Annotated in this window: 26 protein-coding genes; 8 read left to right on the forward strand and 18 right to left on the reverse strand. The window is 45.4% G+C overall.

Annotated features, from left to right (window positions below):
- Positions 1-170 precede the first annotated feature (170 nt).
- The gene (locus FTT64_RS01325) at positions 171-1,079 is read left to right on the forward strand and encodes an AEC family transporter (protein WP_104488970.1); all 909 of its coding nucleotides are present in this window, start codon (positions 171-173) and stop codon (positions 1,077-1,079) included.
- Between the two features lie 14 nt (positions 1,080-1,093).
- On the opposite strand, the gene FTT64_RS01330 is transcribed toward FTT64_RS01325, so the two are convergent.
- Positions 1,094-1,744 carry a hypothetical protein gene (locus FTT64_RS01330; protein WP_005177627.1) on the reverse strand — a complete coding sequence of 217 codons (651 nt, stop codon included), beginning with the start codon at positions 1,742-1,744 and terminating at the stop codon, positions 1,094-1,096.
- Positions 1,745-1,841: 97 nt separating this feature from the next.
- Between FTT64_RS01330 and ispF the strand changes: the two genes are divergently transcribed.
- Entirely contained in the window at positions 1,842-2,330 is a 489-nt protein-coding gene (ispF, locus tag FTT64_RS01335) for a 2-C-methyl-D-erythritol 2,4-cyclodiphosphate synthase (RefSeq protein WP_005177629.1), read from the forward strand.
- Here ispF and FTT64_RS01340 read toward each other — a convergent pair.
- The 3 genes from FTT64_RS01340 to FTT64_RS01350 form a co-directional block, all read right to left on the reverse strand.
- Positions 2,318-2,842 carry a protein tyrosine phosphatase family protein gene (locus FTT64_RS01340; RefSeq protein WP_016658194.1) on the reverse strand — a complete coding sequence of 175 codons (525 nt, stop codon included), beginning with the start codon at positions 2,840-2,842 and terminating at the stop codon, positions 2,318-2,320. The genes ispF and FTT64_RS01340 overlap by 13 nt on opposite strands.
- A gap of 64 nt (positions 2,843-2,906) precedes the next feature.
- Entirely contained in the window at positions 2,907-3,998 is a 1,092-nt protein-coding gene (locus FTT64_RS01345) for a 3-deoxy-7-phosphoheptulonate synthase (protein WP_005177632.1), read from the reverse strand.
- A gap of 127 nt (positions 3,999-4,125) precedes the next feature.
- Positions 4,126-5,016 (reverse strand): sulfite exporter TauE/SafE family protein, encoded by an 891-nt coding sequence (locus FTT64_RS01350; RefSeq protein WP_180087966.1) that lies wholly within the window; start codon positions 5,014-5,016, stop codon positions 4,126-4,128.
- A 633-nt stretch (positions 5,017-5,649) separates the two neighbouring features.
- On the opposite strand from FTT64_RS01350, the gene lpxB reads away from it, so the two are divergent.
- On the forward strand, positions 5,650-6,819 hold the full coding sequence (lpxB, locus tag FTT64_RS01355) for a lipid-A-disaccharide synthase (RefSeq protein WP_045795717.1): 1,170 nt from the start codon (positions 5,650-5,652) through the stop codon (positions 6,817-6,819).
- Here the strand turns inward: lpxB and FTT64_RS01360 are convergent.
- Complete coding sequence (locus FTT64_RS01360; protein ID WP_016658191.1) at positions 6,809-7,747, reverse strand: AraC family transcriptional regulator; 939 nt, start codon at positions 7,745-7,747, stop codon at positions 6,809-6,811. The two genes, lpxB and FTT64_RS01360, sit on opposite strands and share 11 nt — an antisense overlap.
- A gap of 192 nt (positions 7,748-7,939) precedes the next feature.
- Here FTT64_RS01360 and FTT64_RS01365 point away from each other — a divergent pair, with 192 nt between their 5' ends.
- A complete protein-coding gene (locus tag FTT64_RS01365) occupies positions 7,940-9,145 on the forward strand; it encodes an alkane 1-monooxygenase (protein ID WP_160243245.1) in 1,206 nt (401 codons plus the stop codon).
- A gap of 91 nt (positions 9,146-9,236) precedes the next feature.
- On the opposite strand, the gene FTT64_RS01370 is transcribed toward FTT64_RS01365, so the two are convergent.
- The 5 genes from FTT64_RS01370 to FTT64_RS01390 all read right to left on the reverse strand — a co-directional run bounded on the left by FTT64_RS01370 (position 9,237) and on the right by FTT64_RS01390 (position 14,431).
- Positions 9,237-9,725, reverse strand: coding sequence for a GNAT family N-acetyltransferase (locus FTT64_RS01370; protein WP_180087967.1), 489 nt, complete (start codon positions 9,723-9,725; stop codon positions 9,237-9,239).
- A gap of 115 nt (positions 9,726-9,840) precedes the next feature.
- Positions 9,841-11,040, reverse strand: coding sequence for an acyl-CoA dehydrogenase family protein (locus FTT64_RS01375; RefSeq protein ID WP_180087968.1), 1,200 nt, complete (start codon positions 11,038-11,040; stop codon positions 9,841-9,843).
- Between the two features lie 26 nt (positions 11,041-11,066).
- Positions 11,067-12,362, reverse strand: coding sequence for an acyl-CoA dehydrogenase family protein (locus tag FTT64_RS01380; protein WP_180181977.1), 1,296 nt, complete (start codon positions 12,360-12,362; stop codon positions 11,067-11,069).
- Positions 12,363-12,586: 224 nt separating this feature from the next.
- Positions 12,587-13,960, reverse strand: coding sequence for an AarF/ABC1/UbiB kinase family protein (locus FTT64_RS01385; RefSeq protein WP_005177645.1), 1,374 nt, complete (start codon positions 13,958-13,960; stop codon positions 12,587-12,589).
- Positions 13,961-14,125: 165 nt separating this feature from the next.
- A complete protein-coding gene (locus tag FTT64_RS01390; protein ID WP_005177647.1) occupies positions 14,126-14,431 on the reverse strand; it encodes a hypothetical protein in 306 nt (101 codons plus the stop codon).
- Between the two features lie 197 nt (positions 14,432-14,628).
- Here FTT64_RS01390 and FTT64_RS01395 point away from each other — a divergent pair, with 197 nt between their 5' ends.
- The 3 genes from FTT64_RS01395 to aroC all read left to right on the forward strand — a co-directional run bounded on the left by FTT64_RS01395 (position 14,629) and on the right by aroC (position 17,291).
- Positions 14,629-15,006 (forward strand): lysozyme inhibitor LprI family protein, encoded by a 378-nt coding sequence (locus FTT64_RS01395; protein ID WP_227554581.1) that lies wholly within the window; start codon positions 14,629-14,631, stop codon positions 15,004-15,006.
- Between the two features lie 168 nt (positions 15,007-15,174).
- Entirely contained in the window at positions 15,175-16,185 is a 1,011-nt protein-coding gene (prmB, locus tag FTT64_RS01400) for a 50S ribosomal protein L3 N(5)-glutamine methyltransferase (protein ID WP_045795711.1), read from the forward strand.
- 14 nt (positions 16,186-16,199) lie between these two features.
- Positions 16,200-17,291 carry a chorismate synthase gene (gene aroC / locus FTT64_RS01405; RefSeq protein ID WP_016658184.1) on the forward strand — a complete coding sequence of 364 codons (1,092 nt, stop codon included), beginning with the start codon at positions 16,200-16,202 and terminating at the stop codon, positions 17,289-17,291.
- Between the two features lie 363 nt (positions 17,292-17,654).
- Here the strand turns inward: aroC and FTT64_RS01410 are convergent, their stop codons facing one another.
- The 8 genes from FTT64_RS01410 to FTT64_RS01445 form a co-directional block, all read right to left on the reverse strand.
- Positions 17,655-17,957 carry a cyd operon YbgE family protein gene (locus FTT64_RS01410; protein WP_005177656.1) on the reverse strand — a complete coding sequence of 101 codons (303 nt, stop codon included), beginning with the start codon at positions 17,955-17,957 and terminating at the stop codon, positions 17,655-17,657.
- Between the two features lie 3 nt (positions 17,958-17,960).
- On the reverse strand, positions 17,961-18,062 hold the full coding sequence (gene cydX, locus FTT64_RS01415) for a cytochrome bd-I oxidase subunit CydX (protein WP_002120988.1): 102 nt from the start codon (positions 18,060-18,062) through the stop codon (positions 17,961-17,963).
- A gap of 26 nt (positions 18,063-18,088) precedes the next feature.
- On the reverse strand, positions 18,089-19,234 hold the full coding sequence (gene cydB / locus FTT64_RS01420) for a cytochrome d ubiquinol oxidase subunit II (protein WP_180181978.1): 1,146 nt from the start codon (positions 19,232-19,234) through the stop codon (positions 18,089-18,091).
- The gene (locus tag FTT64_RS01425; protein WP_005177660.1) at positions 19,231-20,817 is read right to left on the reverse strand and encodes a cytochrome ubiquinol oxidase subunit I; all 1,587 of its coding nucleotides are present in this window, start codon (positions 20,815-20,817) and stop codon (positions 19,231-19,233) included. The genes cydB and FTT64_RS01425 overlap by 4 nt, the downstream gene beginning before the upstream one ends.
- Complete coding sequence (gene cydP / locus FTT64_RS01430; protein WP_005177663.1) at positions 20,817-21,008, reverse strand: cytochrome oxidase putative small subunit CydP; 192 nt, start codon at positions 21,006-21,008, stop codon at positions 20,817-20,819. Before cydP ends, FTT64_RS01425 begins: the two co-directional genes overlap by 1 nt.
- A 702-nt stretch (positions 21,009-21,710) precedes the next feature.
- The gene (locus FTT64_RS01435) at positions 21,711-22,328 is read right to left on the reverse strand and encodes an OB-fold-containig protein (protein WP_016658183.1); all 618 of its coding nucleotides are present in this window, start codon (positions 22,326-22,328) and stop codon (positions 21,711-21,713) included.
- A gap of 27 nt (positions 22,329-22,355) precedes the next feature.
- Positions 22,356-22,664 carry a Rieske (2Fe-2S) protein gene (locus tag FTT64_RS01440; RefSeq protein ID WP_171065079.1) on the reverse strand — a complete coding sequence of 103 codons (309 nt, stop codon included), beginning with the start codon at positions 22,662-22,664 and terminating at the stop codon, positions 22,356-22,358.
- Positions 22,665-22,678: 14 nt separating this feature from the next.
- The gene (locus FTT64_RS01445; RefSeq protein ID WP_016658181.1) at positions 22,679-23,683 is read right to left on the reverse strand and encodes an adenosine kinase; all 1,005 of its coding nucleotides are present in this window, start codon (positions 23,681-23,683) and stop codon (positions 22,679-22,681) included.
- Between the two features lie 136 nt (positions 23,684-23,819).
- Here FTT64_RS01445 and FTT64_RS01450 point away from each other — a divergent pair, with 136 nt between their 5' ends.
- Entirely contained in the window at positions 23,820-24,269 is a 450-nt protein-coding gene (locus FTT64_RS01450; RefSeq protein WP_005177673.1) for a GNAT family N-acetyltransferase, read from the forward strand.
- Positions 24,270-24,309 lie beyond the last annotated feature (40 nt).

The following is a 24,309-nucleotide window of genomic DNA, read 5'->3' on the forward strand; positions in this document are numbered from 1 at the left end:
CAAAATAAATCCATCAAAATGAAGCAAATCGCTGTCAATTCAACGGACTATTTGGCTTATACTCAGGCTTTAAATAAAATATCTTTTTGCTTTAAGATTTTGAACTGCCATTAAAAAAATGGATTGAGATGCTGCCGTCCTGGGCAGACCGCGATATGTATGGATAAACGATGGCAAATATAATTCTGGTTGCGCTATTTCCTTTAATCTTTCTGATTGCGTTGGGCTATGTACTCAAGCGCTTTAGGTTTCTGGAAGATAAATTCTGGCACGGTGCAGAAAAGCTCAACTACTATCTACTATTCCCGGTGATGCTGTTTTTGGGCCTGGCGCATGCCGAAATTCAGGCCAGCGAAATTCGCCACATGATGCTGGGAGCGGGTCTGACCCTGCTGATTGCGGTTTGTCTGTTATATATCCTCAAGGCGCTGTATGGCACTGCAGCGGCACGTTTTGGCGTGTATATGCAGGGCATGGTGCGTTTTAATACCTATATCGGTCTGGCGCTGTCGGCGTCTTTGTTTTATCAGCAAGGTATGGCGCTGTTTGCTATTCTGCTGGTGTTTTGCATTCCTCTGGTCAATGTGCTTTCGGTTTTGGCCCTGACCAATTCAGAAGGGATGCGCTTGCAATCCATCCTGTTATCATTATTGAAAAATCCCTTAATTTTAGGCTGTATTGCAGGCGGGGTGTTTAATCTGCTGAATTTACGCTTATGGATTGGCTTTGAAAATTATTTAAAACAGATTGCCATTTCCAGTTTGCCATTGGGCTTGATGTGTATTGGTGCAGCATTACAGTTTCAGGGGTTGCGTAAAGATCTGCGGACCTTGTTATTAAACACTTTTGGACGCTTGCTGTTGATGCCGATGATTGCGTTGGCGACCTGTCTGGCATTGAATCTGCCGGCCCTGCATACCCAGATTCTGGTGATGTTTTTTGCCTTGCCGACGGCCTCATCGGCTTATATTCTGACCAAAGTTTTGGGGGGAGATAGCCAGCTGATGGCCAGTGTGATTAGCCTGCAGACTGTGTGTGCGGCGTTCAGTTTGCCATTGATTTTGTGGTGGGTGATGTAAAGCGCTGTCAGGTTTTAATCATACAGACGATAAATACCACTAAAACGCTCGCAGCCTTTTTGTTCAGTACGCACCGCCAGATAAGCCTTCTGAAAGTCGAGCTGGTAATTGCAGTCATGTTCATTGTCAATAATATGCTGCTTTTGCTGCGGTGAGGTATAAGCCAGTAAGGAAATGGTTTGGGTATCTAGCTTGTTGTTTGGACTGCGATAGGCCACACCTTCAATTTTAATACTGTCTTTATTCAGTTGATGAATCTGCAAATGTACCGGTTGCTTGGCCAGTTGTCCCTGTTCAAATTTCAGATAATGCTGGGTCATGCTCTGGTTCATCGAGCTAAAGAAATTTAACTGATCCAGACGCGCTTCAAACTGTTGTTTAAAACACTCGGTGGTTTTACACTGCTGCGCACGTTTAAACCAGAGCTGATGGGTATCTTGCAGAATACGCAGCGGGGCATCGGTCACCAGAAAAGCTGTCAGAAACTGATCATTGAGCTGCTCACGAATCTCCTGTAAATCGGCATGGCAGATTTTATTGAAAGCAGGCGTGTTGGCCTGCTCGCAATTGATTTTCTGTGCATGCGACAGCGGGGTGCCCGCGGCGCCCAAAAACAACAGGGTTCCAATGATTTTTATAAGATTCATCTCGGTTTTCAACAGCATGATCGCTTATACTTTCATTAGCTTGCGTAAGCTAACTATAGCGAAAGAGAAACTGTGAATACAAGATTTCAATCGTTTATTTCTGAAGGAGTTGAATATGGTTGCACAAATACGAATTGGGCAGGGAATAGACGTACATGCCTTTGAAGAAGGCGATTTTGTGACATTGGCTGGGGTTAAAATTCCACATACCCATGCTCTGAAAGCCCACTCAGATGGGGATGTGATTTTACATGCGCTATGCGATGCCTTATTGGGTGCATTGGCACTGGGCGATATTGGACAGCATTTTCCCGACACCGATCCTGAATTTAAGGGCGCTGACAGCCGGGTGTTGCTGAAGCATGTTTATCAGCTGATTTTAGACCGCGGTTATCTATTGAATAATGCCGACATTACCGTGGCCTGTGAACGCCCGAAACTGGCTAAGCACAATCTGGAAATGCGCCAGAGTATTGCCGATGTGCTGGATGTGGATGTGACTCAAATCAGCATTAAAGCCACCACCACGGAAAAATTAGGCTTTACCGGCCGTCAGGAAGGAATTCTGGCTACAGCTACGGTGTTAATTTGTCACGCAAAGTGATCGGTTTTCATTAAGGAAATTTGCAGTTCCTGGGTTGCTTTACGGCCCTGAAGTTGTAAGGCAACAGCATGAATCAGACCGGTCCAGGTTTCATTCGGTTCCCAGATCTGGTGCAACATTTCCTGCGCGGTTGGCATGTCCATATTCATATAATACTGACGATATAAATACATCAGGCTGCTGACATGCTGATTGGTGCCGCAGTGTAGCCAGACCATTTGATCCTGTACCAGATGATCAATCAGGTCTAAAACCAGCAAACATTGGGCGTCAGATGGTGTTTCCCAGGAGATGGGCAGTTGTACATAGTTCAGGCCCAGTTCCAGACAGATTTTATCTTCATTGGCTAGATGCTGCTCGGCATCACTCAGTGCGACATTGACCACAGTGGTAATGCCATATTCTTTAATCTGACGTAACTGTTCCGCATTCGGCTGGCCGGATGTGTACAGGTGTTCATGCACAAACTGAAAGTGATCAATTTGGCTTAAAGCGGTTTCAATTTCATTCATCAGATAAAATTTCCTGCAACTGAAATGGAAACGCCATCTTGACGATGGCGTTTTTGAGTCAGTTTTAGCGGCTGGCTAAAACCTCTTTCAATGCTTCATGCATCTCAAGCAGGGATTTTTCAGTGGTTTCCCAGTCGATGCATCCATCGGTAACAGACTTACCATACTCCAAATCGCAAAGATTTGCAGGAATATCTTGACGACCGCCTTTCAAATGACTTTCGACCATAATCCCGACAATTGATTTATTGCCATCTAAAATCTGTTCGGTGATGTTTTTTAAGACCAGTGGTTGCAGGTACGGGTCTTTGTTGGAGTTGGCATGACTGGTGTCAATCATGATTTTGGTGCTGACTTTGGCTTTAATTAGCGCTGCTTCTGCATCGGCGACTGAACCGGCATCATAGTTTGGCTTGCCATTACCACCACGCAATACCACGTGCGCATAGTTGTTACCGCTGGTACGAATTACCGACACCTGACCATGTTCGTTCAGCCCCAGGAAGCTGTGACCATGTTTTACAGACTGCATTGCGTTGGTCGCAACAGTTAAGCCGCCATCGGTACCATTTTTAAAGCCAACCGGTGAAGACAGGCCAGAAGACATTTCACGGTGAGTCTGACTTTCTGTGGTACGCGCACCAATCGCTGACCAGGAAATCAGATCCTGATAATACTGTGGAGAGTTCGGGTCCAGTGCTTCAGTGGCACAAGGCAGACCTTTTTCATTTAGTTCCAGCAGCAGTTTACGGCCAATACGCAGACCTTTTTCAATATTGAAAGAGTCATTCATGTCCGGGTCGTTAATCAGACCTTTCCAGCCTACGGTCGTACGCGGTTTTTCAAAATACACCCGCATTACGATGTATAAGGTATCTTTTACTTTTTCGCTCAGCACTTTCAGGCGGTCTGCATAATCATGTGCTGCCACAGGATCATGAATCGAGCAAGGCCCAATGACCACAAACAGACGTTTGTCTTTACCATCAAGAATATTGCGGATGGTTTCACGACCTTTCAGTACGGTGTGATAAGCAGAGTCAGTCAGTGGAAGTTCTGCTTTGAGTTCAGCAGGGGTCACAAGTGGCTGGATGCTTTTAATATTCACATCATCGATATCTGAAGGTGTAATAGGGTTAGACTGTAAAGTGTTCATTGCCGTCACTGGTTTAATCGTATACAAGATTGTTTAATAGCCTGAATATAACACGAATATAGCAGCCTATTGTTATAAAAAAGATCAATAGATTACTGAAAAAAAAGTGATGAATCGCAGAGATAAATTAAACTGGCGATGTTTTTTCAGTGCTCACCACCATCGCCGCTTCAACCGGTTGTGCCGGTTTGGATTTGACCGGGTTCAGCATAAAGTTCACCCCAAGCGCGAACAGGGTAATGCCCAGCACTTTACGGATAATTTTTTCAGGCAGGCGTGAGCTGACTAAAGTACCGACCACAATTGCCGGAATAGAACCGACCAGTAACCACATCAGCAGTTCAAAATCGACATTGCCCGAGGTCATGTGACCCATACCGGCGACAAAGGTCAATAAGACTGCGTGGACCACATCGGAGCCGATAATGCGGATCATTGGCAAGTTCGGGAACATTAGCACCAGCGCCATAATGCCGAAGGCACCTGCACCCACCGAAGATAGGGTGACGAACACACCCAGGACAATTCCCATCACCACAATCATCGCGCGCTTGTTGGTGGCCTTCAGGTCGACCTTTTCCAGGTCTTGAGTCATATCTGGCAATTCGTGTTTGCGATATTTGTTGAAAAATTTTTCAATCTGGCTGCGGAAAATAATAGATATGCCGGTTAGGGTCAGCATAAAGCCCAAGACCATGGTCAGCACAGCTTTATAATGCGTGGACTGGCTTAAATAGTTGTCGAGTACCCAATGCGTTGCAAAAGACGCCGGGATACTGCCGACAGACAGCCAGATCACAATTGGCCAGACGATATTCATTTTTTTGGCATGGACTAGTGAACCACAGAATTTGGAAATTGCGGCATAGAGCAGATCGGTACCAATGGCAATGTGCGGTTCAATCTTAAACAGGCTGATTAAAATCGGGGTCATTAACGAACCACCGCCTACACCGGTCACACCTACACAGAAGCCAACCAAAACACCTGCCAAAATAAACTCAACTGCACCAAACATGGGGATATGCCATACATCAAAAAACGTGCTTATCTTATGACTTTCGGATATAAGTCGTTGGCATGATTAATGATTTGCTTATACTAAAAAATGCTAAAGATGAGAAAAAGATCAACATTTATAGTGAAACAGCGTGGAGTAGATCTATCTGAAATCTGCTGGATTTAAAGCTGAAAAAAAAGGGGATTTTTTAGTAAAAAGATCAGGATGTGCAGGGCCGAATAGACGGATTTTGTGATGACAGCGCAGCAAAATGGAAAGATAAAAAGATTAAAAATAGCAGGAAATTTCACTTTAAAATTATTATTTGTGTATTCAGTGTCATTACATAGGGATGACATGTGTTGGGGTTTTGGATTTTATTTGATCAATCTTTCAGCATGATAAAAAGTAGTTAATGGTCATGAAACTGCAAGTCAGGTGGAATAGAGTGAAATAAAGCGGTGAAAGCGTAATAAATGAATGAGCCCAGCACAGCATCATCAATCAAACCTGATAGCCATACTGGATAAAAACAAAGCAGTTAAAATATAGAAAAACCTGAATTTTTTCTCAGCTCAGAACAAACAGTCGTTACAGTCACTTCAAGCAGAATATGTTAAAATTCCACGCAGCAATTGAAGGAGCAAGGTCTTGCAAAAACGAAAACTGAAAATAGGCATTGTAGTGGGAGAAGTTTCTGGGGATACCTTGGGTGCCAGACTGATCCGCCGTTTTCGTGAGCAAGGTATTGAGGCTGAATTTGAGGGCATTGGCGGCCCGCAAATGATTGCTGAAGGCTTTAAAAGCTATTATCCGATGGATATTTTGTCGGTCATGGGCATTGTTGAAGTCTTAAAAGACATTAAAAAGCTGTTTGCCGTGCGTGATGGACTGGTTGAACAGTGGAGCAAGGAGCCGGTCGATGTTTTTATTGGGATTGATGCGCCGGATTTTAACCTGCGTTTATCGAAAAGCCTGAAGCAGAAAAGTCCAAGCATTAAAACCGTGCAGTATGTCAGTCCTTCGGTCTGGGCATGGCGTCAGGGCCGTGTCCACGGCATTAAAGCCAATATTGATCTGGTGCTGTGTTTATTTCCATTTGAAAAAGCCTTTTATCAAAAATGGCAGGTTCCGGCTGCCTTTGTCGGGCATCCATTAGCGAGTCAGTTGCCTGTCGATAATAATCTGGCCGATGCCAAACTGGAGCTGGGGCTGGAAGCCTCACAAAAGCATATTGCCTTATTGCCGGGCAGTCGCCGTGGTGAAATTGAGCGTTTAGGGCCATTGGTTCTGGCGGCCGCTGAAATTCTGGCTGCGAAATATCCAAACTATCACTTCTTAATTCCCGCCATTAACGATGCGCGTAAACAGCAGATTGAAAGTTTATTACAGCATTGTGCTGCTGATCTGAGATCACGGGTCAGTCTGCTGGAAAATACCGATACAGAATCAAAAATTGGCCGTCAGGTCATGAATGCGGCGGATATTGTGGCGCTGGCTTCGGGTACTGCAACGTTGGAAGCAATGTTATTGCATCGTCCAATGGTGACTTTTTATAAGCTCAACCGGATTACCTACTGGATTGCCAAACTGCTAGTTAAAATTCCGTATTACTCGCTACCGAATATTATTGCCGGCAAAAAAGTCATTGAAGAGCTGATTCAAGAAGAGGCTACACCAGAGCGTCTGGCGCATGAAATTGAAAAGCTGATGCATATTGAAGCTGCACAAATTCAGGTGATGCAGCATCGTACCATGCATAAACAGCTGCTATCCGGCAATTGTGAAGACCCGGTAGCGGCGATTCTGGCTATTTTATAAGAGCCTGCTGAAACTGCTGCCGGTACTGGCTTGGGGTCAGGGCAAACTGTTTTTTAAAAGTCTGGCTAAAGGCGGTTTCAGAAGAATAGCCAACTTTATAGGCAATTTGCTGGATTGAGAGCTGGCCATGACGTAAATATTGAGCCGCCAGTCTTAAGCGATGTTGCTGTAAATAGGCCAGTGGCGATTCACCAACAATCTGGGCAAACAGATTGGCAAATTTTGAGCGCGACATGCAGCATTGTTCGGCCAGGGTTTCGACGGTCCAGCTTTTTTCCGGTTGTCCATGAATGGCGGTTAAAGCATTGGACAGTTCCGGATGGGTCAGGGCACTGAGCCAGTTATTAGAATCATTCAGCTGGGCAATATAATCACGCACACATTCAATAAATAAAATACTGATCAGATGATCAAGAATTTTATCGCGGCCGGGGCGAATCTGATGGCTTTCTACTGCCAGAAACTGTAAGCCAATTTGCAACCATTCCGGCGCAGTGCTGCTCATAATATGATGAATATGCATATAGTCCGGCAAGGCATTTAACAGCGGCTTGGCCATAATGCTGTCCATTGTGCCGTGCATGGCTAAAATAAATGATTTTTCACCGGATGCTTCACCAAACTCGATGGTCTGCTGGCGTTTCTGCTGAAACAGGTCACTAATATCCAGGGCATCTAGCCACTCCAGTTGCGTGCTACTTTTGCCAACATGGCTACCGCCGGAAGGAATCAGCACAATATCACCGGCCTGCGCATAGACCTGACGCTGGGTCGATAATTCCAGATATAATTCACCACTTAGTACCACATAGGCAATAATGGCGCTGTGATCCTGATATTGAAATGCCCAGTTTCCCTGTGGATTCAAATAGATAAATTCAGATTTGTTGAGATGAATATCATCAAAAATTTTACTTAAAGCATCCATATCGGGTTGATATCTTCTTATTTGAGCCTAGCTATTTGGTCATTAAGCCTGAATTTATCGTGTGATGAAAGGCCAATTTCAGGCAATGTGGGCCAAAGACGTTTACATAGCTTTTTTGGACGTTTGCAACTGTTTTCTGTGGCTTGTTTGCTGAAATATATAGATAAGTTAAGCAGGATGGAAGTGCAGGCAATGAATGCTCCGCTACAACTCACAGAACAACAACAGCAATTTTTACTTGAAAAATCCGGTCTGGCTTTAGATAAAAAACGTTATTTATGGCTGATTAGCCCATTTTTACCGGTTTTAGGCATTGGGATTCTGGCCGGTTACCAGTTTGCACCGAAACCATTTAAAACTGTATTTGCTCTAGGTGGACCACTGTTAATTCATGTGATTATTCCCAGCATTGATACCCTGGTCGGTAAAGACGAGCACAATCCAAGCCCGGAAGAAGTCAAGCTCTTGGAGCAGGACCCGTATTATTCCCGTTTGGTAAAAAGTTTTATTCCCTTGCAGTATATCGCCAATATTTATGCGGCCTATTTGGTCTCACGTAAAGAGACTTCACTGCTGGATAAAATTTTTCTGGGCGCGTCGATGGGACTGGTTAATGGGGTGGCGATTAATACTGCACATGAACTGAGCCATAAATCCTCCAAACTGGAGCATTATCTGTCGCATCTGGCGCTGGTACCATCGGGTTATAACCATTTCCGGATTGAACATCCCTATGGGCATCATAAACGTGCTGCAACCCCAGAAGATCCGGCGTCTTCCCGTATGGGAGAAACCTTTTATGAGTTCTGGCCACGTACGGTGAAAGGCTCGTTTAAATCGGCGATTGAAATTGAAACCCAGCGTTTAAAACGTAAAGGCAAGAATTTCTGGTCCAAAGACAATGAATTGCTACAAGGTTGGGGCATGAGTGCGCTGTTTCATGCCGGAATGCTGGCCAGCTTTGGGAAAGGCATTGTGCCGTATTTAAGCACGCAGGCCTTTTATGCCATCAGCCTGTTTGAACTGGTCAATTATATTGAGCATTATGGCTTGCTTCGACAAAAAGATGCGCAGGGCAAATATGAGCGTACCCAGCCGGAACATAGCTGGAACAACAATAATATTGTCACCAATCTGTTTTTATATCAGTTACAGCGTCATTCCGATCATCATGCCTATCCGACCCGTCCATTTCAGGCCTTGCGACATTTTGATGAAGCGCCTGAATTGCCAAGCGGTTATGCCAGTATGTTGCTGCCAGCGCTGCTTCCACCGCTATGGTTTAAAATGATGGATAAACGCGTGTTCAAGCATTATAAAGGTGATTTAAACAAAGCCAATATCCAGCCGAAACGCCGTTTAAGCCTGTTTAAAAAGTTCGGCCTGAAGGCAGATTAAGTATAGAAAAATCCATTCGACTGTTTTAGTCAGCCCTATGGTGAGTAGGGCTTTTTTGTACGCAGGCGGTTGATGTTACCCAGATTCATGTTCATTTAACGCTCTTTTCCATCCAGATTTCACAGGCATGACTATGACCGGTCTGGCCTTGTGGGGCAGACAAATGTACAAAACCGAGCTTTTCATAGAGTTTCACTGCCTGCCACAGTGATGCTGTGGTTTCCAGATAGCAGGACTGAAAACCGGCCTGCTGGGCAAAGTCAAAAGCGTATTCCAGAATCTGTTTGGCAAATCCGTAGCCACGTACTGCTGGCAGAAAATACATTTTCTGGATTTCCAGGCGGCTTGGATCACCCTGCAAAGGCGCAGCACCGCCACCACCAAAAATGTCGCCTTGATTATTGGTAACGACCCAATACTGTGCGTGTGGCTGTGAATACACCGCATATAAATCATCGACCGCAGCATCGGCCACGGCAAAACCGGATTCCGGCGCCAGTCCAAATTCTTTGGAAACCTCACGAATAATACGGGCCAGTGCAGGATTATCTTGGGCTTGAATCGGGCGTAAAAAATACATAAGCGCAGTGCTAAAAGATAAAGAGATGAATTTTATCACTAAATATTCATCTCTTGAGCAGATTTGAGGCACATCTATTGGACTTTAAATGTCGCTTGATGCTGTACTCGGTATCTTATTTAAGTTCACTGGAACTTTTGCCCAGTTCACGTCGGGCAATAATCAGTTGCTGAATTTGCTGGGTGCCTTCAAAAATATCCAGGATTTTGGAATCGCGCGCCCATTTTTCCAGCAGTTCATCTTCGTTATAGCCCACAGCGGCGGCCAGTTCTACACACTTCAGGGTAATTTCATTCCCGACACGGCCAGCTTTGGCTTTGGCAATTGAGGCTTCTTTGGAATTAGGCTGCTTGTTATCGGCCATCCAGGAAGCTTTAAGCATTAATAAACGCGCTGCTTCCCATTCGGCTTCCATTCGATAAATCTGCGCGGCTATCTGGGAGCTGTGTAAATAGGCGGTCTGATAATGCTCATCCAGCTCATGTTTAAAAATCTGCTTGATCCGTTCCAGGGATGCTTTGGCACAGCCAATGGCCATGGCCGCGACCAAAGGACGGGTGTTGTCAAAGGTTTCCATCACCCCGGCAAAGCCTTTGGAGACATCAATCTCGGCATTGCCGAGCAAGTTGCTGGCTGGCACCCGGCAATCGACAAAGCTGATGGCTGCAGTATCCGAGGCTTTAATCCCGAGTTTATGCTCCAGTCGTTCTACGGTCATGCCGGGTGTACCTTTCGGTACCACAAAAGACTTGATGGCCGCACGGCCGAGCTTTTTATCCAGTGTGGCCCAGACCACCACGGCATCGGCGCGTTCACCCGAGGTCACAAAGATTTTCTCGCCATTCAGGATATAATCATCGCCATCTGCGACCGCCGTGGTACGAATTGCCGCTGAATCGGAGCCACAGCCGGGTTCGGTAATGGCCATGGCGGCCCAGGTGCCGTGAAAACGCTGTAACTGCTCGTCATTGGCCACCGCAGCAATGGCGGAGTTCCCCAGACCCTGACGCGGCATACTCAGCAGCAGGCCGGTATCGCCATAACACATTTCGACAATACTTAAAGCGGTGGACATATTGACGCCGTTTTTATTGCCACTGGCGGTATCACCGCGTTTATTCACTGCAGCGCCGGCGTTCATGCCATCACCACCGGCATTCATGCCATCGACCACTGAGGCTAGCATATCCAGTTCTTTCGGGTAGGCATGTTCTGCCTTGTCGTATTTACGTGAAATTGGACGCAGGACATTTAGGGCGACTTCATGTGCCTGATCAATCAGCAGTTTAAATTTTTTCGGGTTCTGTAAATTCATGGGCTGTTCCTTATTTTTATGGTTATTTAGGCATGCAGGCCAGACTGGACAATCGCGGTCGCGCGCAGATCACGATACCAGCGCTCGACCGGATGTTCTTTGGTAAAGCCGTGACCGCCCAGAATCTGCACGCCATTTGTGCCAATTTGCATGGATTTTTCTGCACATAACAAGCGTGCCAGATAGGCTTCCCGATGAAAGTCCTGTCCAGCTTCGGCCAGACTGGCAGCATTCAGCACTAGCATGCGCATCGCATCAATTTCAATCGCCATATCGGCAATCATAAAAGCCACACTTTGACGATGTGAGATGGGCTCGCCAAAGGCCGTGCGCTGGTTGGCATAGTCAATACAATAGGCTTTCACGGCTTCGCAGCACCCAACCGCCATGGCACACCAGACTAAATTACCCAAATCAATAAAAGCACTATAGTCAAAATCATCATCGCCCAGACGTTCGGCTGGGGTATGCTGAAAACTGAGGGTGACTGTTTCTGTGGCCTTCAGCCCCATTGCCGGGCTTTTTTGTGCACGAATGCTGCTGTCGCGTTTCACCACAAATACTTCTGGCTGGCCATTGAATTCAGCACTTACCAGATACAAGTTTGCCGTTTCACCCAGCATTACCAGAGTTTTTTCACCCTGAATCCAGTACTGGCCCTGGCTAAAAGTGGCTTGTGTATTTAAACGCAGCGGATCAAAAGCCGGTGTAGCTTCCTGCACGGCAAAGCTGGCGCGCAGTTCCGAATCTTCTGCAAAACTGGTCAGATAACGTGACTGGATGCTTTCAGAACCCCAGCGGGTCAGGGCATTGATTACCCCAAAGGTCGACAATAAACCTGCGGTCAGGCTGAAATCACCCCGGGCCAAATGCTCGGCCATCAGAATATTAGTGACAATATTCTGCTCGCTGGCCACGCCACCCAAAGCCTCCGGCAGTGCATAATCATTCAGGCCCAAATCCTGACTGTGTCGCCATAACACTTCGGGAAACTGTTCCAGATGATCCGCCTGATGCGCCAGTGGATAAAGCACCTCTGTGGCAAACTGCTGCATGGTATCTACCGTCATTTGCTGTTCTTCGCTCAGGCTTAAATCAAACAGGGATTTTTGCTGATGGGGTAAACGCTGTCTGGGTACATCATCGTGCTTTTGAAAAGCTTTCTGGGTCACGCTTAAGGTTTTAAAGCCGGCTTTGGCACCCTGATATAAAGATTTTTCTACAAATTTACGCAGTTTGAGCTGGTCTAAAACCTCGCTGCTGGCAAGCCGAGTGAGCAGCGACAGTCCAAATCCTTGGGCCTTGTTTACCATATTGGTCATTGTTGTTGTTCCATCATGCGGGTGATTATTTTTATGCTGACACGCGGCTGTTTAAAAAACCATGTCAGAACTGACATACTCAATTGTCAAAGATAAACGGTTGTTGCAAGATGAAACAGGAATCTAAATAGTTGCTTCTGTTTATATTTTTAATTTTTGGAAAGAGCGGGGAAGGGAGAGGATTGACCCGAATGACATTAGCTGCATTCGGGTCGGGTGTGGCTTTACTGGAATTTTTTGATCATGTCGCGCACATTGGTTTTGGCATCAATCACGGTCATAAAGGTATAAGCCCCAATAAATTTACGGCTAATAAACATAAACTCTTTCGGCGGAACACTGAAATAACGTGAAGCCATGGATTTAGAGGCCTGTTGCATCACCCGGCTATGCAGCTGGCTTTTTTTCCAGTCATAACGATGCTGATCATCCATCACACCGGCTGGTAAATCCGGGTTGTTTTCAGGACTGCTAAAGGCTTCGGTGGCCAGTAAAAAGACTTTGGCCATATCCGGCTTAATACTTTGCGGAATGGAGTCAAAAAACTCATAACCGGTCATGGCTTTCACCATCATCTCCGCGTCATGCTGATAGCCGGCCTGAATCAGGTTACGTGCGACCGAGAGCAGGTTGTCATCAAACTGGCGAATGGCACCGAAATCCAGCAGCACAATTTTATCCTGTACATCTGCGCCATTGCCCAGACGTACTAGATAGTTACCGAAGTTTGGGTCGGTCTGCATTTCGCCCCATTCAAAAATTTCCCGCACTGCCACTTCTAAAGAGGCTTCACCAAGCAGGTTACGACGTTCTTGTGGTAAAGACAGCATCACCGGACTGTTGATTGGTACGCCACGTTCAAAGGTCATGCACAGCACCTGATCGGTACAGTAATCTTCAATAATGGTTGGAACGATATAGCGCGGGTCCTGCTTTAAACGCTCGGCAAAACGGCGTGTGGTGGCTGCCTCAATCCGATAATTGACCTCGCGGTGCATCATTTCGCGGACTTCATCAAACCACTGATCAAATTCGCGGGTTTGCGGCACCATGCGGGTCAGTTTCAGCATGTTTTTAAACAGACTCATATCCGAATCAATGGCATCGGCCACACCCGGATACTGGATTTTTAATACCAGTTCCATACCATCAGATTTACGGGTGGCGCGGTGTACCTGAGCCAAAGAGGCAGTACCTAAAGGCTCATGGTCAATGGTGAGATCATTAAGTTTTGAACCTAACTGGTCCTGTAACTGGGTTTTTATCGCAGGCCAGGCCAGGGCAACGGTCTGGTTATTCAGGGTGTTCAGGGCTTGGGTGATTTCTTCAGGCAAAAAATGTTCGCCGTAAAGCGCCATCATCTGGCCAATTTTAACGATAGAACCTTTCAGTTTGCCAATTTCTGCGACCAGATAATCGGCCTGTTCTTTCATGGCTTTTTTGCGTTTCTTTTCTTTTTCTTCTTCACTGGAAAAGATTGAACCGGCGCTGGAGGCGGCCCAACGTGTCCCGGCCAGCAACGATGCCTTCGCGATCGATAAGCGTCGATCCATAGAGGAAGTTTTCAATTGTTTAAGCTTATCGTTCTGATCTGACATGTAAATTTAATCCTTCAATCAGCAATTCGCAGAAAGGTCATAGTTTAACGAATATTAACGGGTCTTAACGTATTAAAAAAGTTCAAGTTGCTGAATGTCGAGTTAAGTTTTGCATTCTCTATAAAATAGCCTAAGCAAAATCACTAAAGATGCAATTTTGCTCACTCACATCCGGAATTTAATCTTGAGGGTACTTTTTTGCTGTAGCATCTGCTTGTTTTCATCAATGTATTTTAAAATCAGGCTTTGTACCGATTCATGCAGAAAGCCATGCGCATAGCCTTTGACAATAATAATACTGGGCAGGTTAAAAAATAGATATTTGGCATCATCCAAAGTCGCATCCTGAAAAATGCCGCGTTCCACCAGCATTTGCTGTAAAAACTGTTTTTCCTGCAAGACACGCGGTGAATCGTTGTCATTCCAGTAGTTTTGACGCATGGCCAGCAGGTTATTGTGTTTGTAACTCATATCAACAGGTTCACGGGAGTCTCATAGTCAATATAAGGTCTATTTTTGCAGATTCAATCGCAAAATGGCAGGAAATTGTGAAGATCTGGAAATTCTATCCTGTTCATCGCTATAGGTTTTTTGCTTGAAGTTCAGTAATATGCTTTACATAAATTAAAACAAAGATGATCGCTGTGTTTGGCAGCAAGGGGAATATGATGCGTTTAGCATTCATCGGGGGAATGGCCTGGGCGCTGCTGGCGGGTTCGGCCTATGCGCAGGAAAGTTATTCAAAACAGTATATTCAATGTAGCAATCATGCTTATGGGCAAACATCGGTCTTGCAAAAATGTGTCAATAAAGAACTGAAACAGCAGCAAAAACGCTTAAAGAAAAGCTATAAGTCTTACTATCGGGCCAGTGGGGCATATCAGGCCAATATTGCCCAGCAACATGCGCTGTGGGAGCAGCGTTTAAAGCAGCAATGCTATCGGGGCATGAACGGTGATGTTGCCAAATTGCAGCAATCGCGTTGTACGCTGGCACAGGTGATTGATCAGGCCAATTATTATCAGAGCAAATTTATTGCCCGTTAATCCTGTACTTACCATTTCAGGGCTTTATTCCAAATCTGGCTAAGGCCGTGAAAGTTGAGATCAATTTATCAGATTGAAATCCGGCTTTTACGCACAGAGACATTATAAAAGCGCACAAAACAAGGTATCATAAGGCGTTTTAAAAAATTGACTCTGGAGAGACCTTAGGTGGATCGACCGACTATTAGCCCTGAACATTTGCAGGAAGCCGCTGAAACATTAGTCACCATTCGTGATTTTATCCGTTTTGGTGTAACAGCATTACGTCAATATGATGCACATCTAGGTCAAGGTACAGAAGATTATTTTGCTGAAAGTTCCGCGTTGGTATTACAAACCCTGTCGCTGGACTGGAATGCCGATGCAGAAATTCTGGATGCCAAATTACTGCCGAGCGAAAAGCAGGAATTTTTAAGTCTGCTGGAGCGTCGTATTAATGAACGCACGCCAACCTCTTATCTGCTCAATCTGGCCTATTTCTATGGCAAGCCGTTTTATGTCGATGAGCGTGTACTGATTCCACGTTCGCCAATTGCTGAACTTATCGAAAACCGTTTTGCGCCATATTGTCTGGATGAAAATGGCCAGATGGGTGAAGCCAATAATAACTTGCCAGCCAACCCAAATCCGCAAATGCCACGTCGTATTCTGGATATGTGTACCGGTTCAGGCTGTATCGCAATTGCATTGGCTTATGCTTTCCCGGATGCAGAAGTGGATGCGACCGATATTTCTAAAGATGCTTTAGAAGTTGCGGCCATTAACACCGAACATCACAACATGCAGTATCAGGTGGCGCTGCTTGAGTCGGATTTGTTCTCTAAAATTCCAGCAGAAAATCAGTATGATCTGATTGTATCGAATCCACCATATGTCGATGCCGAAGACATGGCCGACCTGCCAGATGAATTCCGTCATGAGCCAGAGCTGGCGTTGGCTGCCGGTCAGGATGGTCTGGACTTGGTGCGTAAAATGCTGGCCCAAGCCGCAGACTATTTAACCGAAGATGGCCTGATTGTGATTGAAGTCGGTAACTCTGAATGGGCCATGAAACAGAACTTTAATACCGTCGATTTCCACTGGCTACAATTCCAGAAAGGTGGTTCAGGCATTTTTGCCCTAACCGCAGCACAGTGCCGTCAATACCGCGATTTATTCATTCAATCTGTTAATTCATAAAGGAGTCGTTGCACATGGCAGGTAATAGTATTGGACAACTCTTCCGTGTCACGACTTGTGGTGAATCGCATGGTGTAGGCCTGATGGCCATTGTTGATGGTGTACCGCCGGGCCTGGAACTGACAGAAGCCGATTTACAGCACGATTTGGACCGCCGTAAGCCGGGGACTTCCAAATTTGCAACCCAGCGTAAAGAGCCAGATCAGGTTGAAATTATTTCTGGGGTATTTGAGGGTAAAACCACCGGTACGCCAATTGGCTTGCTGATTCGCAATACCGACCAGAAATCCAAGGATTATGGCAACATTGCCCAGACTTTCCGTCCGGGTCATGCCGACTACACCTATACCCAAAAGTACGGTTTCCGTGATTATCGTGGTGGTGGTCGTTCCAGTGCCCGTGAAACTGCGATGCGTGTAGCTGCCGGTGCGATTGCCAAAAAATATCTGGCAGAAAAATTCGGGATTCTGATTCGTGGTCATGTGACCCAAATTGGTACAGAAAAAGCGGAAAAGCTGGACTGGAATGAAGTGCCGAATAACCCGTTTTTCTGTGGCGATGCCGATGCTGTGCCACGTTTTGAAGCGTTGGTGACTTCATTACGTGAACAAGGCACCAGCTGTGGCGCCAAACTGGAAATTCTGGCCGAAAAAGTGCCTGTGGGCTGGGGCGAGCCGGTATTTGACCGTTTAGATGCCGATATTGCCCATGCCATGATGTCGATTAACGCGGTTAAAGGCGTAGAAATTGGCGATGGTTTTGCCGTGGCGGAACAGTTCGGTCATGAAACCCGTGATGAACTGACTACCCAAGGTTTCCTGGCCAATCATGCTGGCGGTATTTTGGGTGGTATTTCCAGTGGTCAAACCATTCGTGTGGCGATTGCGCTTAAACCAACGGCGTCTATTACCACACCGGGTAAAACTATTACTATTGATCGTGAAGATACCGATGTACTGACCAAAGGCCGTCACGATCCATGTGTGGGTGTGCGTGCTGCACCAATTGCGGAAGCGATGCTGGCGATTGTGCTGATGGATCATTTCTTACGTCACCGTGCACAAAATGCCGATGTGGTGGCGCCATTTGCACCGATTGAGCCTTAATTATCCCAGATTAAAGAAGCCGGACTGAATGTCCGGCTTTTTTTATGGCGATAGGTTGTATCCGTTTGAAATTTCCTAAGAAAATACCACGATCAATGAGATAAATACAGAAGTTGATTGAGCTTGAATCTAAATATTAGTTGCTTTATCACCACCTTAAATTAAGCATCCATATAGACATCAATTCAGATATAAATAAAAAGCGGGGTTGGATAAAAATAGATTTTAATTTTTAAAAGAGATCGGGCTGATCTTTTTTAAAGGATGTGGGAAATCATCTTGTGATGAAATTGTGCTGATCCCATTTTGTATCAGAATGGATCTCCCAGAAATTAAAAAGCTCCCCGAAGGGAGCTTGTTTCATCAAGAAAAGAACCAGGTGTAATAGCCCCAGATCATTAATGGCCAGGCCACAAATGGACTAAACAGCCATTTCCACAGCCAGAAACGTGGGACAAAACCAACACCATGGATAAATCCGCCGGAAATGCCAATCATTATATACATCATGGCACTGTGGCTGTAATTGCCATCGGCATCCAACATGGCAGCTGGATGAAGTAATAACACGGCTGCCAATGGAAAGGCCAATAAGCAAGAAATGACCATCGCAAGTTTATTCGGTTTTTTTTCGATTACTGGAGTTTCCATTACAACCTCTGTCATGACTTATTCCTCATCCAGGTCTTGATGATGCTCGATATAGAGCGCACTCAGTACACCTGCAAAACAGGCCATCAAAATACCGAGAATCCAAGCAAAATACCACATAATCTTTACTCCTTTAGCGCATAGCCTTAGTACAGGCTATGCGAATTCTCTTTGATGTGTTTGTTGGTAATCACGCCCCACATCTTGTAGTAACACCAAGTGGTGTACAGCAAAATGATTGGCACAAAGATACAGGCTGCAACGGTCATTACCGTTAAGGTATTTTGACTAGATACCGCATCCCACATGGTTAAGCTAGATACAGGATCTATGCTCGATGGCATCAGGAATGGGAACAGGGCAAAACCTGCAGTCAGAATCGCACCTGTTACTGCCAGTGCAGAACCAGTGAAGCTTAAACCTGCTTTACCTTTAGAGGCTGCCAGAATCACAATGATACCGCCTAGAATACCCATAATTGGCGCAATCATGGTGATCGGGTAAGCCGAGTAGTTGTTCATCCAGCCCGGGTTGGCATTGGTCATCACTTCTTTGGCTAACGGGTTTGCAGCGCTACTGGTGTCATATGGTGTAACCAGGGTATAACCTTGGATGCCACCGAAGTATAACCATGCACCTGCCAGCAGGAAGCAGACCAGGAACACGATACCGCTGATTTTGGTGGCTTTGGCAGAACGCTCGCGTAAAGCACCATCGGTACGTAACATTAACCATGCACCACCATGCGCACACAGCATGGCCAGACTCACGATACCGCAGACCAAAGCAAACGGGTTAAGCAGGGCAAAGAAGCTGCCGGTGTAGTTGGATCGTACAGTCTCATCCAGTTCAAAAGGTACACCCAAGAACATGTTACCGAACGCTACGCCAAATACCAGCGCAGGTACTGCACCACCGATACATAGACCCCAGTCCCAGGCAGTACGCCATTTAGTGTTTTCCAGCTTGGAGCGGTAGTCAAAGCCGACCGGACGCAGGAATAGCGCAAACAGGACTAAAAGCAGCGCCCAGTACATGCCCGAGAAGGCAGTTGCATACACCATTGGCCATGCAGCAAATAGTGCACCACCAGCAGTAATGAACCAGACCTGGTTACCGTCCCAGTGTGGGGCAATCGTATTGATTGCCGCACGACGTTCTTCATCATTTTTTCCAACGAATGGCATGATCGCCATAGAGCCCATATCGAAACCATCGGTGAGGGCGAAACCGATGAGCAGTACGCCCACCAGTACCCACCAGATGATTTTGAGTAATTCATATTCGATCATGCTTGAGTCTCCTCAGATGCTTTTTTGGCAGCTTCCAATTTTTCGAAATGGTATTTGCCGGTATGTAACGAGCTTGGACCAAGACGAGAGAATTTAATCATCAGGTACATTTCAATGATCAGCAGTACGGTATAGAACGATGCTAATGCAATGATTGAACCCCATACATCGCCAGTACTTAAGCTAGATGCAGAGAGATATGTTGGTAGAACTTCACCAATAGTCCAAGGTTGACGACCTACTTCAGCCACATACCAGCCAGTTTGCGCAGCAATCCATGGTAGTGGTAGGGCAATCAGGGCGAATTTTAATAACCAAGGTTTGTTTTCTGCATTACGTTTTGCTACAGCCAGTGTTGCCAGAACGAACAGGAGTAGCATTAAGAAGCCAGAAGCCACCATGGCACGGAAGGCCCAGAACAAGCTTGGAACGTGTGGAATAGTGTCTGCTGCAGCAAGTTTGATTTGCTCATCAGTCGCATCTACCACGTTAGGTGTATATTTTTTCAGTAACAGGCCATAACCCAGGTCTTTTTGAGATTCATCAAATGCCGCTTTGAGTTCTGGTGAGGTGTCACCTGCACGCAGTTGTTCAAGTTGCTGATAAGCCACCATACCGTTACGGATACGCACTTCATGCTGGGCAATCAGGTCTTTGATCCCGGTCACTTCTTCAGTGGTTGAACGTGTTGCAATCAGACCCATCACATACGGAATTTTAATCGCATAATCGGTGGTCTGGGTTTCCTGATTTGGAATACCAAACAGAGTAAATGCAGCCGGTGCCGGGTGAGTTTCCCATTCCGCTTCAATTGCAGCCAGTTTGGTTTTTTGGACATCGCCCAGTTCATAACCAGATTCATCACCCAGTAAGATTACAGACAGGGTAGATGCCAGACCGAAGATAGCCGCAATCGCGAAAGAACGACGCGCAAATGGCAGGTCACGTTTTTTCAGCAGGTAGTAGCTCGAAATCGCCAGAACGAAAATCGCACCTGTAACATAACCGGCAGAAACAGTATGGACGAATTTAACCTGTGCCACCGGGTTGAAAATCAGCGCACCGAAATCAATCATTTCCATACGCATGGTTTCATAGTTAAACGCAGAACCGACCGGGTTTTGCATCCAGCCGTTAGCCACCAGAATCCACAGCGCCGACATGTTAGAGCCCAAGGCCACCAGCCAGGTTACACACAAGTGCTGTACCTTGGACAGACGATCCCAGCCGAAGAAGAACAGACCAATAAAGGTCGATTCAAGGAAGAAAGCCATCAAGCCTTCAATGGCCAGCGGAGCACCAAAAATATCACCCACGTAGTGCGAGTAATACGCCCAGTTTGTACCGAACTGGAACTCCATGGTCAGGCCGGTAGTTACCCCTAAAGCAAAGTTAATACCGAACAGTTTTCCCCAGAATTTGGTCATGTCCTTATAAATTTCTTTGCCGGAAATCACATAGGTGGTTTCCATAATGGCCAGAATAAAAGCAAGACCAAGTGTCAGTGGAACAAAAATAAAATGATACATCGCGGTCATTGCGAACTGGAACCGCGAGAGATCGACCACGCTTTCAGAAATCATCAACGTGTCTCCTTGATTTGGGAAGGATTGCTGGCAATACGCTCAGCAACTTGAGAGTCAAAATTTTCAGGAATGGTAGGGGCATCGAACCAGATATTTTTAATCGCCATTAAAATAACAACCTTAATTATTAAAATGGCTGCTATTTCTCGGGTTACACGACGGTTCAAATCTTTCGGGACTAAGCTCATAGAAACAAGCCTGTTTTTTAAACTGTGTCTTATATTATTAAACAAAATAATACAAAAAATAAATAGCCTGCACAGTTAAAATAAAAATATATTGTTTATGTATTAAAATACAATAACTTATAAAAAGTTTTTTTAATTTTTAATCAAAAAAATTCCAGTTAAAAACCTGACTAAAACGCTTGTATTTATAGTAATTATTATTCTGACTAAAATGGTGCGAATTAAAATTTAATTCTGACTAAAATAGTTATATTTGAAAATTTTGACGGTTTTATTAAAAATTCCAGCTTTTAATTTTTAACTTTTATTCAATAGTTGGGTGTTAAAAAATGGCTGTAAGGCTTGAGGTGTAAGCATTTGCACAGAAAACAGTCAAGCACCAAAATGAAGCAATTTGTAGCAAATATGCACAATGAAGTGCGATAAAAGTGCAATAAGCAGCGACACGGAAAATTTCTTTTTTAGTCTTCAACGTGGAGGGCAGAGTGAACAATCACAACGAACAACCACAGCGATGGTCATAATGTGCAGAACAGCTGATCTTGAGGCCAAGAGAAAGTGAATCGAGCAGCTTAAACGGAAAGAACGAACGTACACGGCAAGGAAGAAGGGAAAGCTGCGAGATACATGGCGTTGTAGCTTTATCTTGGACAAAGTAAGGATGTGTATCTGACTCGTGGCTGAAAGATGAGCGAGCTTAAATCAGCTGCTAGTTTCACCATAGAACAGATTGTTCGAGGCGGAAATTTTCTTGGCAATGTAATAGGATTTTTTTTGCCGGATTAAAATCACTTGTGCCTGAAATTCCAGTTCACCAAATTCCGGCTCGACCTGCACGTAATGCAGCTGGCCGTATTCATCACGAACCCGGGCCTGAGCCGAAAAACCGGGACGGGCATTGCCACTGGAAATGGTGGCCAGTCGGCCCAGCAAATTGACATGCTGAATGGTTTTTTGTGGTTTAATCACCTGATCCAGACAGTGAATCATAAACACGGTAAAAAACAGGGCAATGATAAGCGCTGGTAAAATCAGATAATACGATGGAACAAAACTTTGCTGCTGTGAATAGAGCGCAAACTGCAGGAAATAGCCTGCAACACTAAAATTCAGGAGCAGAAACACGAAAATTAGCAGTTTGGAGAATTTAACATTGAGTAAGGGCGAGTCTAGCAGCCGCTGCGGAAACAGCTGCTTGAATATCGCGCTGGGCTTGAGATTAAAATAATGCCCCACAATTTCCGCCAGGCTGAGCAAGACAAGCGCAATCAGACTTAAATGAAAAGGAATTAAGTCGATGTCTAATACAAACTCAAGCATGGCGTAACCTGCAGATGGGGCTTAAAATTATTCTGTTAAGTAAATTCCGCCATCAGAATGCACGGTAATCTCTACTTTTTCAAGTGCTTGACCTTGGCATGGGCCAGAAATACATTCCCCGGTTTCAACCACAAACAGCGCACCGTGGGTCGAACATTCAATAAATTCCTGATCCCGGTCTAAAAACTGGTTTTCCAGAAATTCAAGCTCAACCTGCAAATGCGGGCACAGGTTCTGATAGGCATAGAACATGCCATCGCGCTGGGTAATAAAAATGGTATCGCCATCTGGAAGCTCGAACGAGCGTGCTTCGCGTTCAGGGATATCTTCGGTCATGCAGATTTTATGCATTAGGCACATTCCTTGTTATAGCTCTGAAGAAGGGTTGCGTACTGTTCAACCTCTAGACGTGGGCCAAATTGTGATACCACTTCACTGGAAATTAAAATGGCCAGCTCGGCAGCGGCTTTAAAGCCAAGGTTGGCATTCAAGGCATACAGGAATGCACCGGCAAAGGCATCACCCGCACCATTGGCATCAATGGCATGCACCTGACGGCCTGCAACGCTAAAGGTATGTTGACCATCAAAAATCATTGCGCCTTGTGCGCTCATTGTAATGACAACGTATTTGCTTTTTTGCTTCAGCTGTTCCAAAGCGGCTTCTGCCGTTTCGGTGCCGGTATACATCATGGCCTCCTGCTGGTTACAGAACAGTAGGTCCACGCCATCATCGAGTAATTCATCTAAACCTTGACGCGCATATTGCACCATTGCCGGGTCAGATAAGGTTAAGGCAATTTGGGTCTGGTGAGCTTTGGCAATTTCGCGCGCTTGTTTTACCGCCTGACGTGCGCTGTCCGAAGTCGATAAATAACCTTCGATATACAGCCATTTCGCGGTTTTTAAGGGTTCAAAATCAATTTGTGCATCGGTGAGTTCTGCAGTAATACCCAAATAGGTATGCATGGTGCGCTCAGAATCCGGGCTGACTAATACCATACAGGTTCCGGTTACGCCTTCACTGACCGATTTTGCTGTGGTGCGAATGCCCGCATCATTCAGGCCATTCAGGTAAATTTCACCCAAGTCATCATTACCTACGCGGCAGGCATAAAAGGCAGAACCGCCCAATGCGCTAAAGGCAACTGTTGTATTTGCAGCCGAACCGCCTGAAGCTTGACCTTTATAGCTTTGCGTTTGCTGTAAGTTGTTGTATAAATTTGCTTGGGTTTCGCCATCGGTCAGCTGCATGGTGCCTTTTTGCAAATTTTGTTGAGTAAGGAAGTCATCAGAGACTTGAAATTCCTGGTCAATGAGTGCATTACCAATTGCAAAGAGGTCAACAGTTGCCATGTCGTTCAATCACATCAAAAAATAAATGCTAAGTTTACACCAATGCTCAGGATTGCTGTAGATTTGTGAATAAAATTCATTTTTTAGACGGTTTTATTCATTGAGGAAAGTTAGTAAAGCAGATCAGGATAGTGAAATGAATATCGAGATAAAAGAAGCGCAAGGATTACCAGAGCAAATTGTCGAGCTTGAAAAACAGGCATCGAAAGAGGGTTTTGCTTTTGTACAGCGTTTAATTGATGAGTATCAGAGTGCCAAGAATCGTTTCGATCAGCCTGGGGAATTTTTACTTTTTGCTTATGATCAGGACAAGCTGATTGCCTGTGGCGGCCTGAACCAGCAGTGGAATGATCAGGAAGTGGAACAGGGAATTGGCCGGGTGCGCCGTTTCTATGTATTGCCTGAATATCGTAAACATGGCGTGGGCAAGCTGTTATTGCAATACTTAGAGAAAAAGGCACGTCCTCATTTTTCGGCCCTATGTTTGGATACCGAAACCAAATCTGCGGCGCATTTTTACCAGAAGCAGAATTATGTCTATGTCGAAAACCATCCCAATTATAATTATTTTAAATATTTGGTTTAAACGGCAGCATGAGCTTCGGACTGGGGTTTGAAAATTGCCT

The organism is Acinetobacter sp. Q186-3 (assembly GCF_013420655.1).
Lineage (GTDB): Bacteria > Pseudomonadota > Gammaproteobacteria > Pseudomonadales > Moraxellaceae > Acinetobacter > Acinetobacter indicus.

Excerpts from the sequence above, each read along its gene's own strand:
- FTT64_RS01325 (WP_104488970.1), top strand. The coding sequence starts at position 171 with ATGGCAAATATAATTCTGGTTGCGCTATTTCCTTTAATCTTTCTGATT.
- FTT64_RS01330 (WP_005177627.1), bottom strand. The coding sequence starts at position 1,744 with ATGCTGTTGAAAACCGAGATGAATCTTATAAAAATCATTGGAACCCTG.
- ispF (WP_005177629.1), top strand. The coding sequence starts at position 1,842 with ATGGTTGCACAAATACGAATTGGGCAGGGAATAGACGTACATGCCTTT.
- FTT64_RS01340 (WP_016658194.1), bottom strand. The coding sequence starts at position 2,842 with ATGAATGAAATTGAAACCGCTTTAAGCCAAATTGATCACTTTCAGTTT.
- FTT64_RS01345 (WP_005177632.1), bottom strand. The coding sequence starts at position 3,998 with ATGAACACTTTACAGTCTAACCCTATTACACCTTCAGATATCGATGAT.
- FTT64_RS01350 (WP_180087966.1), bottom strand. The coding sequence starts at position 5,016 with ATGTTTGGTGCAGTTGAGTTTATTTTGGCAGGTGTTTTGGTTGGCTTC.
- FTT64_RS01360 (WP_016658191.1), bottom strand. The coding sequence starts at position 7,747 with ATGGATGCTTTAAGTAAAATTTTTGATGATATTCATCTCAACAAATCT.
- FTT64_RS01365 (WP_160243245.1), top strand. The coding sequence starts at position 7,940 with ATGAATGCTCCGCTACAACTCACAGAACAACAACAGCAATTTTTACTT.
- FTT64_RS01370 (WP_180087967.1), bottom strand. The coding sequence starts at position 9,725 with ATGTATTTTTTACGCCCGATTCAAGCCCAAGATAATCCTGCACTGGCC.
- FTT64_RS01375 (WP_180087968.1), bottom strand. The coding sequence starts at position 11,040 with ATGAATTTACAGAACCCGAAAAAATTTAAACTGCTGATTGATCAGGCA.
- FTT64_RS01380 (WP_180181977.1), bottom strand. The coding sequence starts at position 12,362 with ATGACCAATATGGTAAACAAGGCCCAAGGATTTGGACTGTCGCTGCTC.
- FTT64_RS01385 (WP_005177645.1), bottom strand. The coding sequence starts at position 13,960 with ATGTCAGATCAGAACGATAAGCTTAAACAATTGAAAACTTCCTCTATG.
- FTT64_RS01390 (WP_005177647.1), bottom strand. The coding sequence starts at position 14,431 with ATGAGTTACAAACACAATAACCTGCTGGCCATGCGTCAAAACTACTGG.
- FTT64_RS01395 (WP_227554581.1), top strand. The coding sequence starts at position 14,629 with ATGCGTTTAGCATTCATCGGGGGAATGGCCTGGGCGCTGCTGGCGGGT.
- aroC (WP_016658184.1), top strand. The coding sequence starts at position 16,200 with ATGGCAGGTAATAGTATTGGACAACTCTTCCGTGTCACGACTTGTGGT.
- FTT64_RS01410 (WP_005177656.1), bottom strand. The coding sequence starts at position 17,957 with ATGACAGAGGTTGTAATGGAAACTCCAGTAATCGAAAAAAAACCGAAT.
- cydX (WP_002120988.1), bottom strand. The coding sequence starts at position 18,062 with ATGTGGTATTTTGCTTGGATTCTCGGTATTTTGATGGCCTGTTTTGCA.
- cydB (WP_180181978.1), bottom strand. The coding sequence starts at position 19,234 with ATGATCGAATATGAATTACTCAAAATCATCTGGTGGGTACTGGTGGGC.
- FTT64_RS01425 (WP_005177660.1), bottom strand. The coding sequence starts at position 20,817 with ATGATTTCTGAAAGCGTGGTCGATCTCTCGCGGTTCCAGTTCGCAATG.
- cydP (WP_005177663.1), bottom strand. The coding sequence starts at position 21,008 with ATGAGCTTAGTCCCGAAAGATTTGAACCGTCGTGTAACCCGAGAAATA.
- FTT64_RS01435 (WP_016658183.1), bottom strand. The coding sequence starts at position 22,328 with ATGCTTGAGTTTGTATTAGACATCGACTTAATTCCTTTTCATTTAAGT.
- FTT64_RS01440 (WP_171065079.1), bottom strand. The coding sequence starts at position 22,664 with ATGACCGAAGATATCCCTGAACGCGAAGCACGCTCGTTCGAGCTTCCA.
- FTT64_RS01445 (WP_016658181.1), bottom strand. The coding sequence starts at position 23,683 with ATGGCAACTGTTGACCTCTTTGCAATTGGTAATGCACTCATTGACCAG.
- FTT64_RS01450 (WP_005177673.1), top strand. The coding sequence starts at position 23,820 with ATGAATATCGAGATAAAAGAAGCGCAAGGATTACCAGAGCAAATTGTC.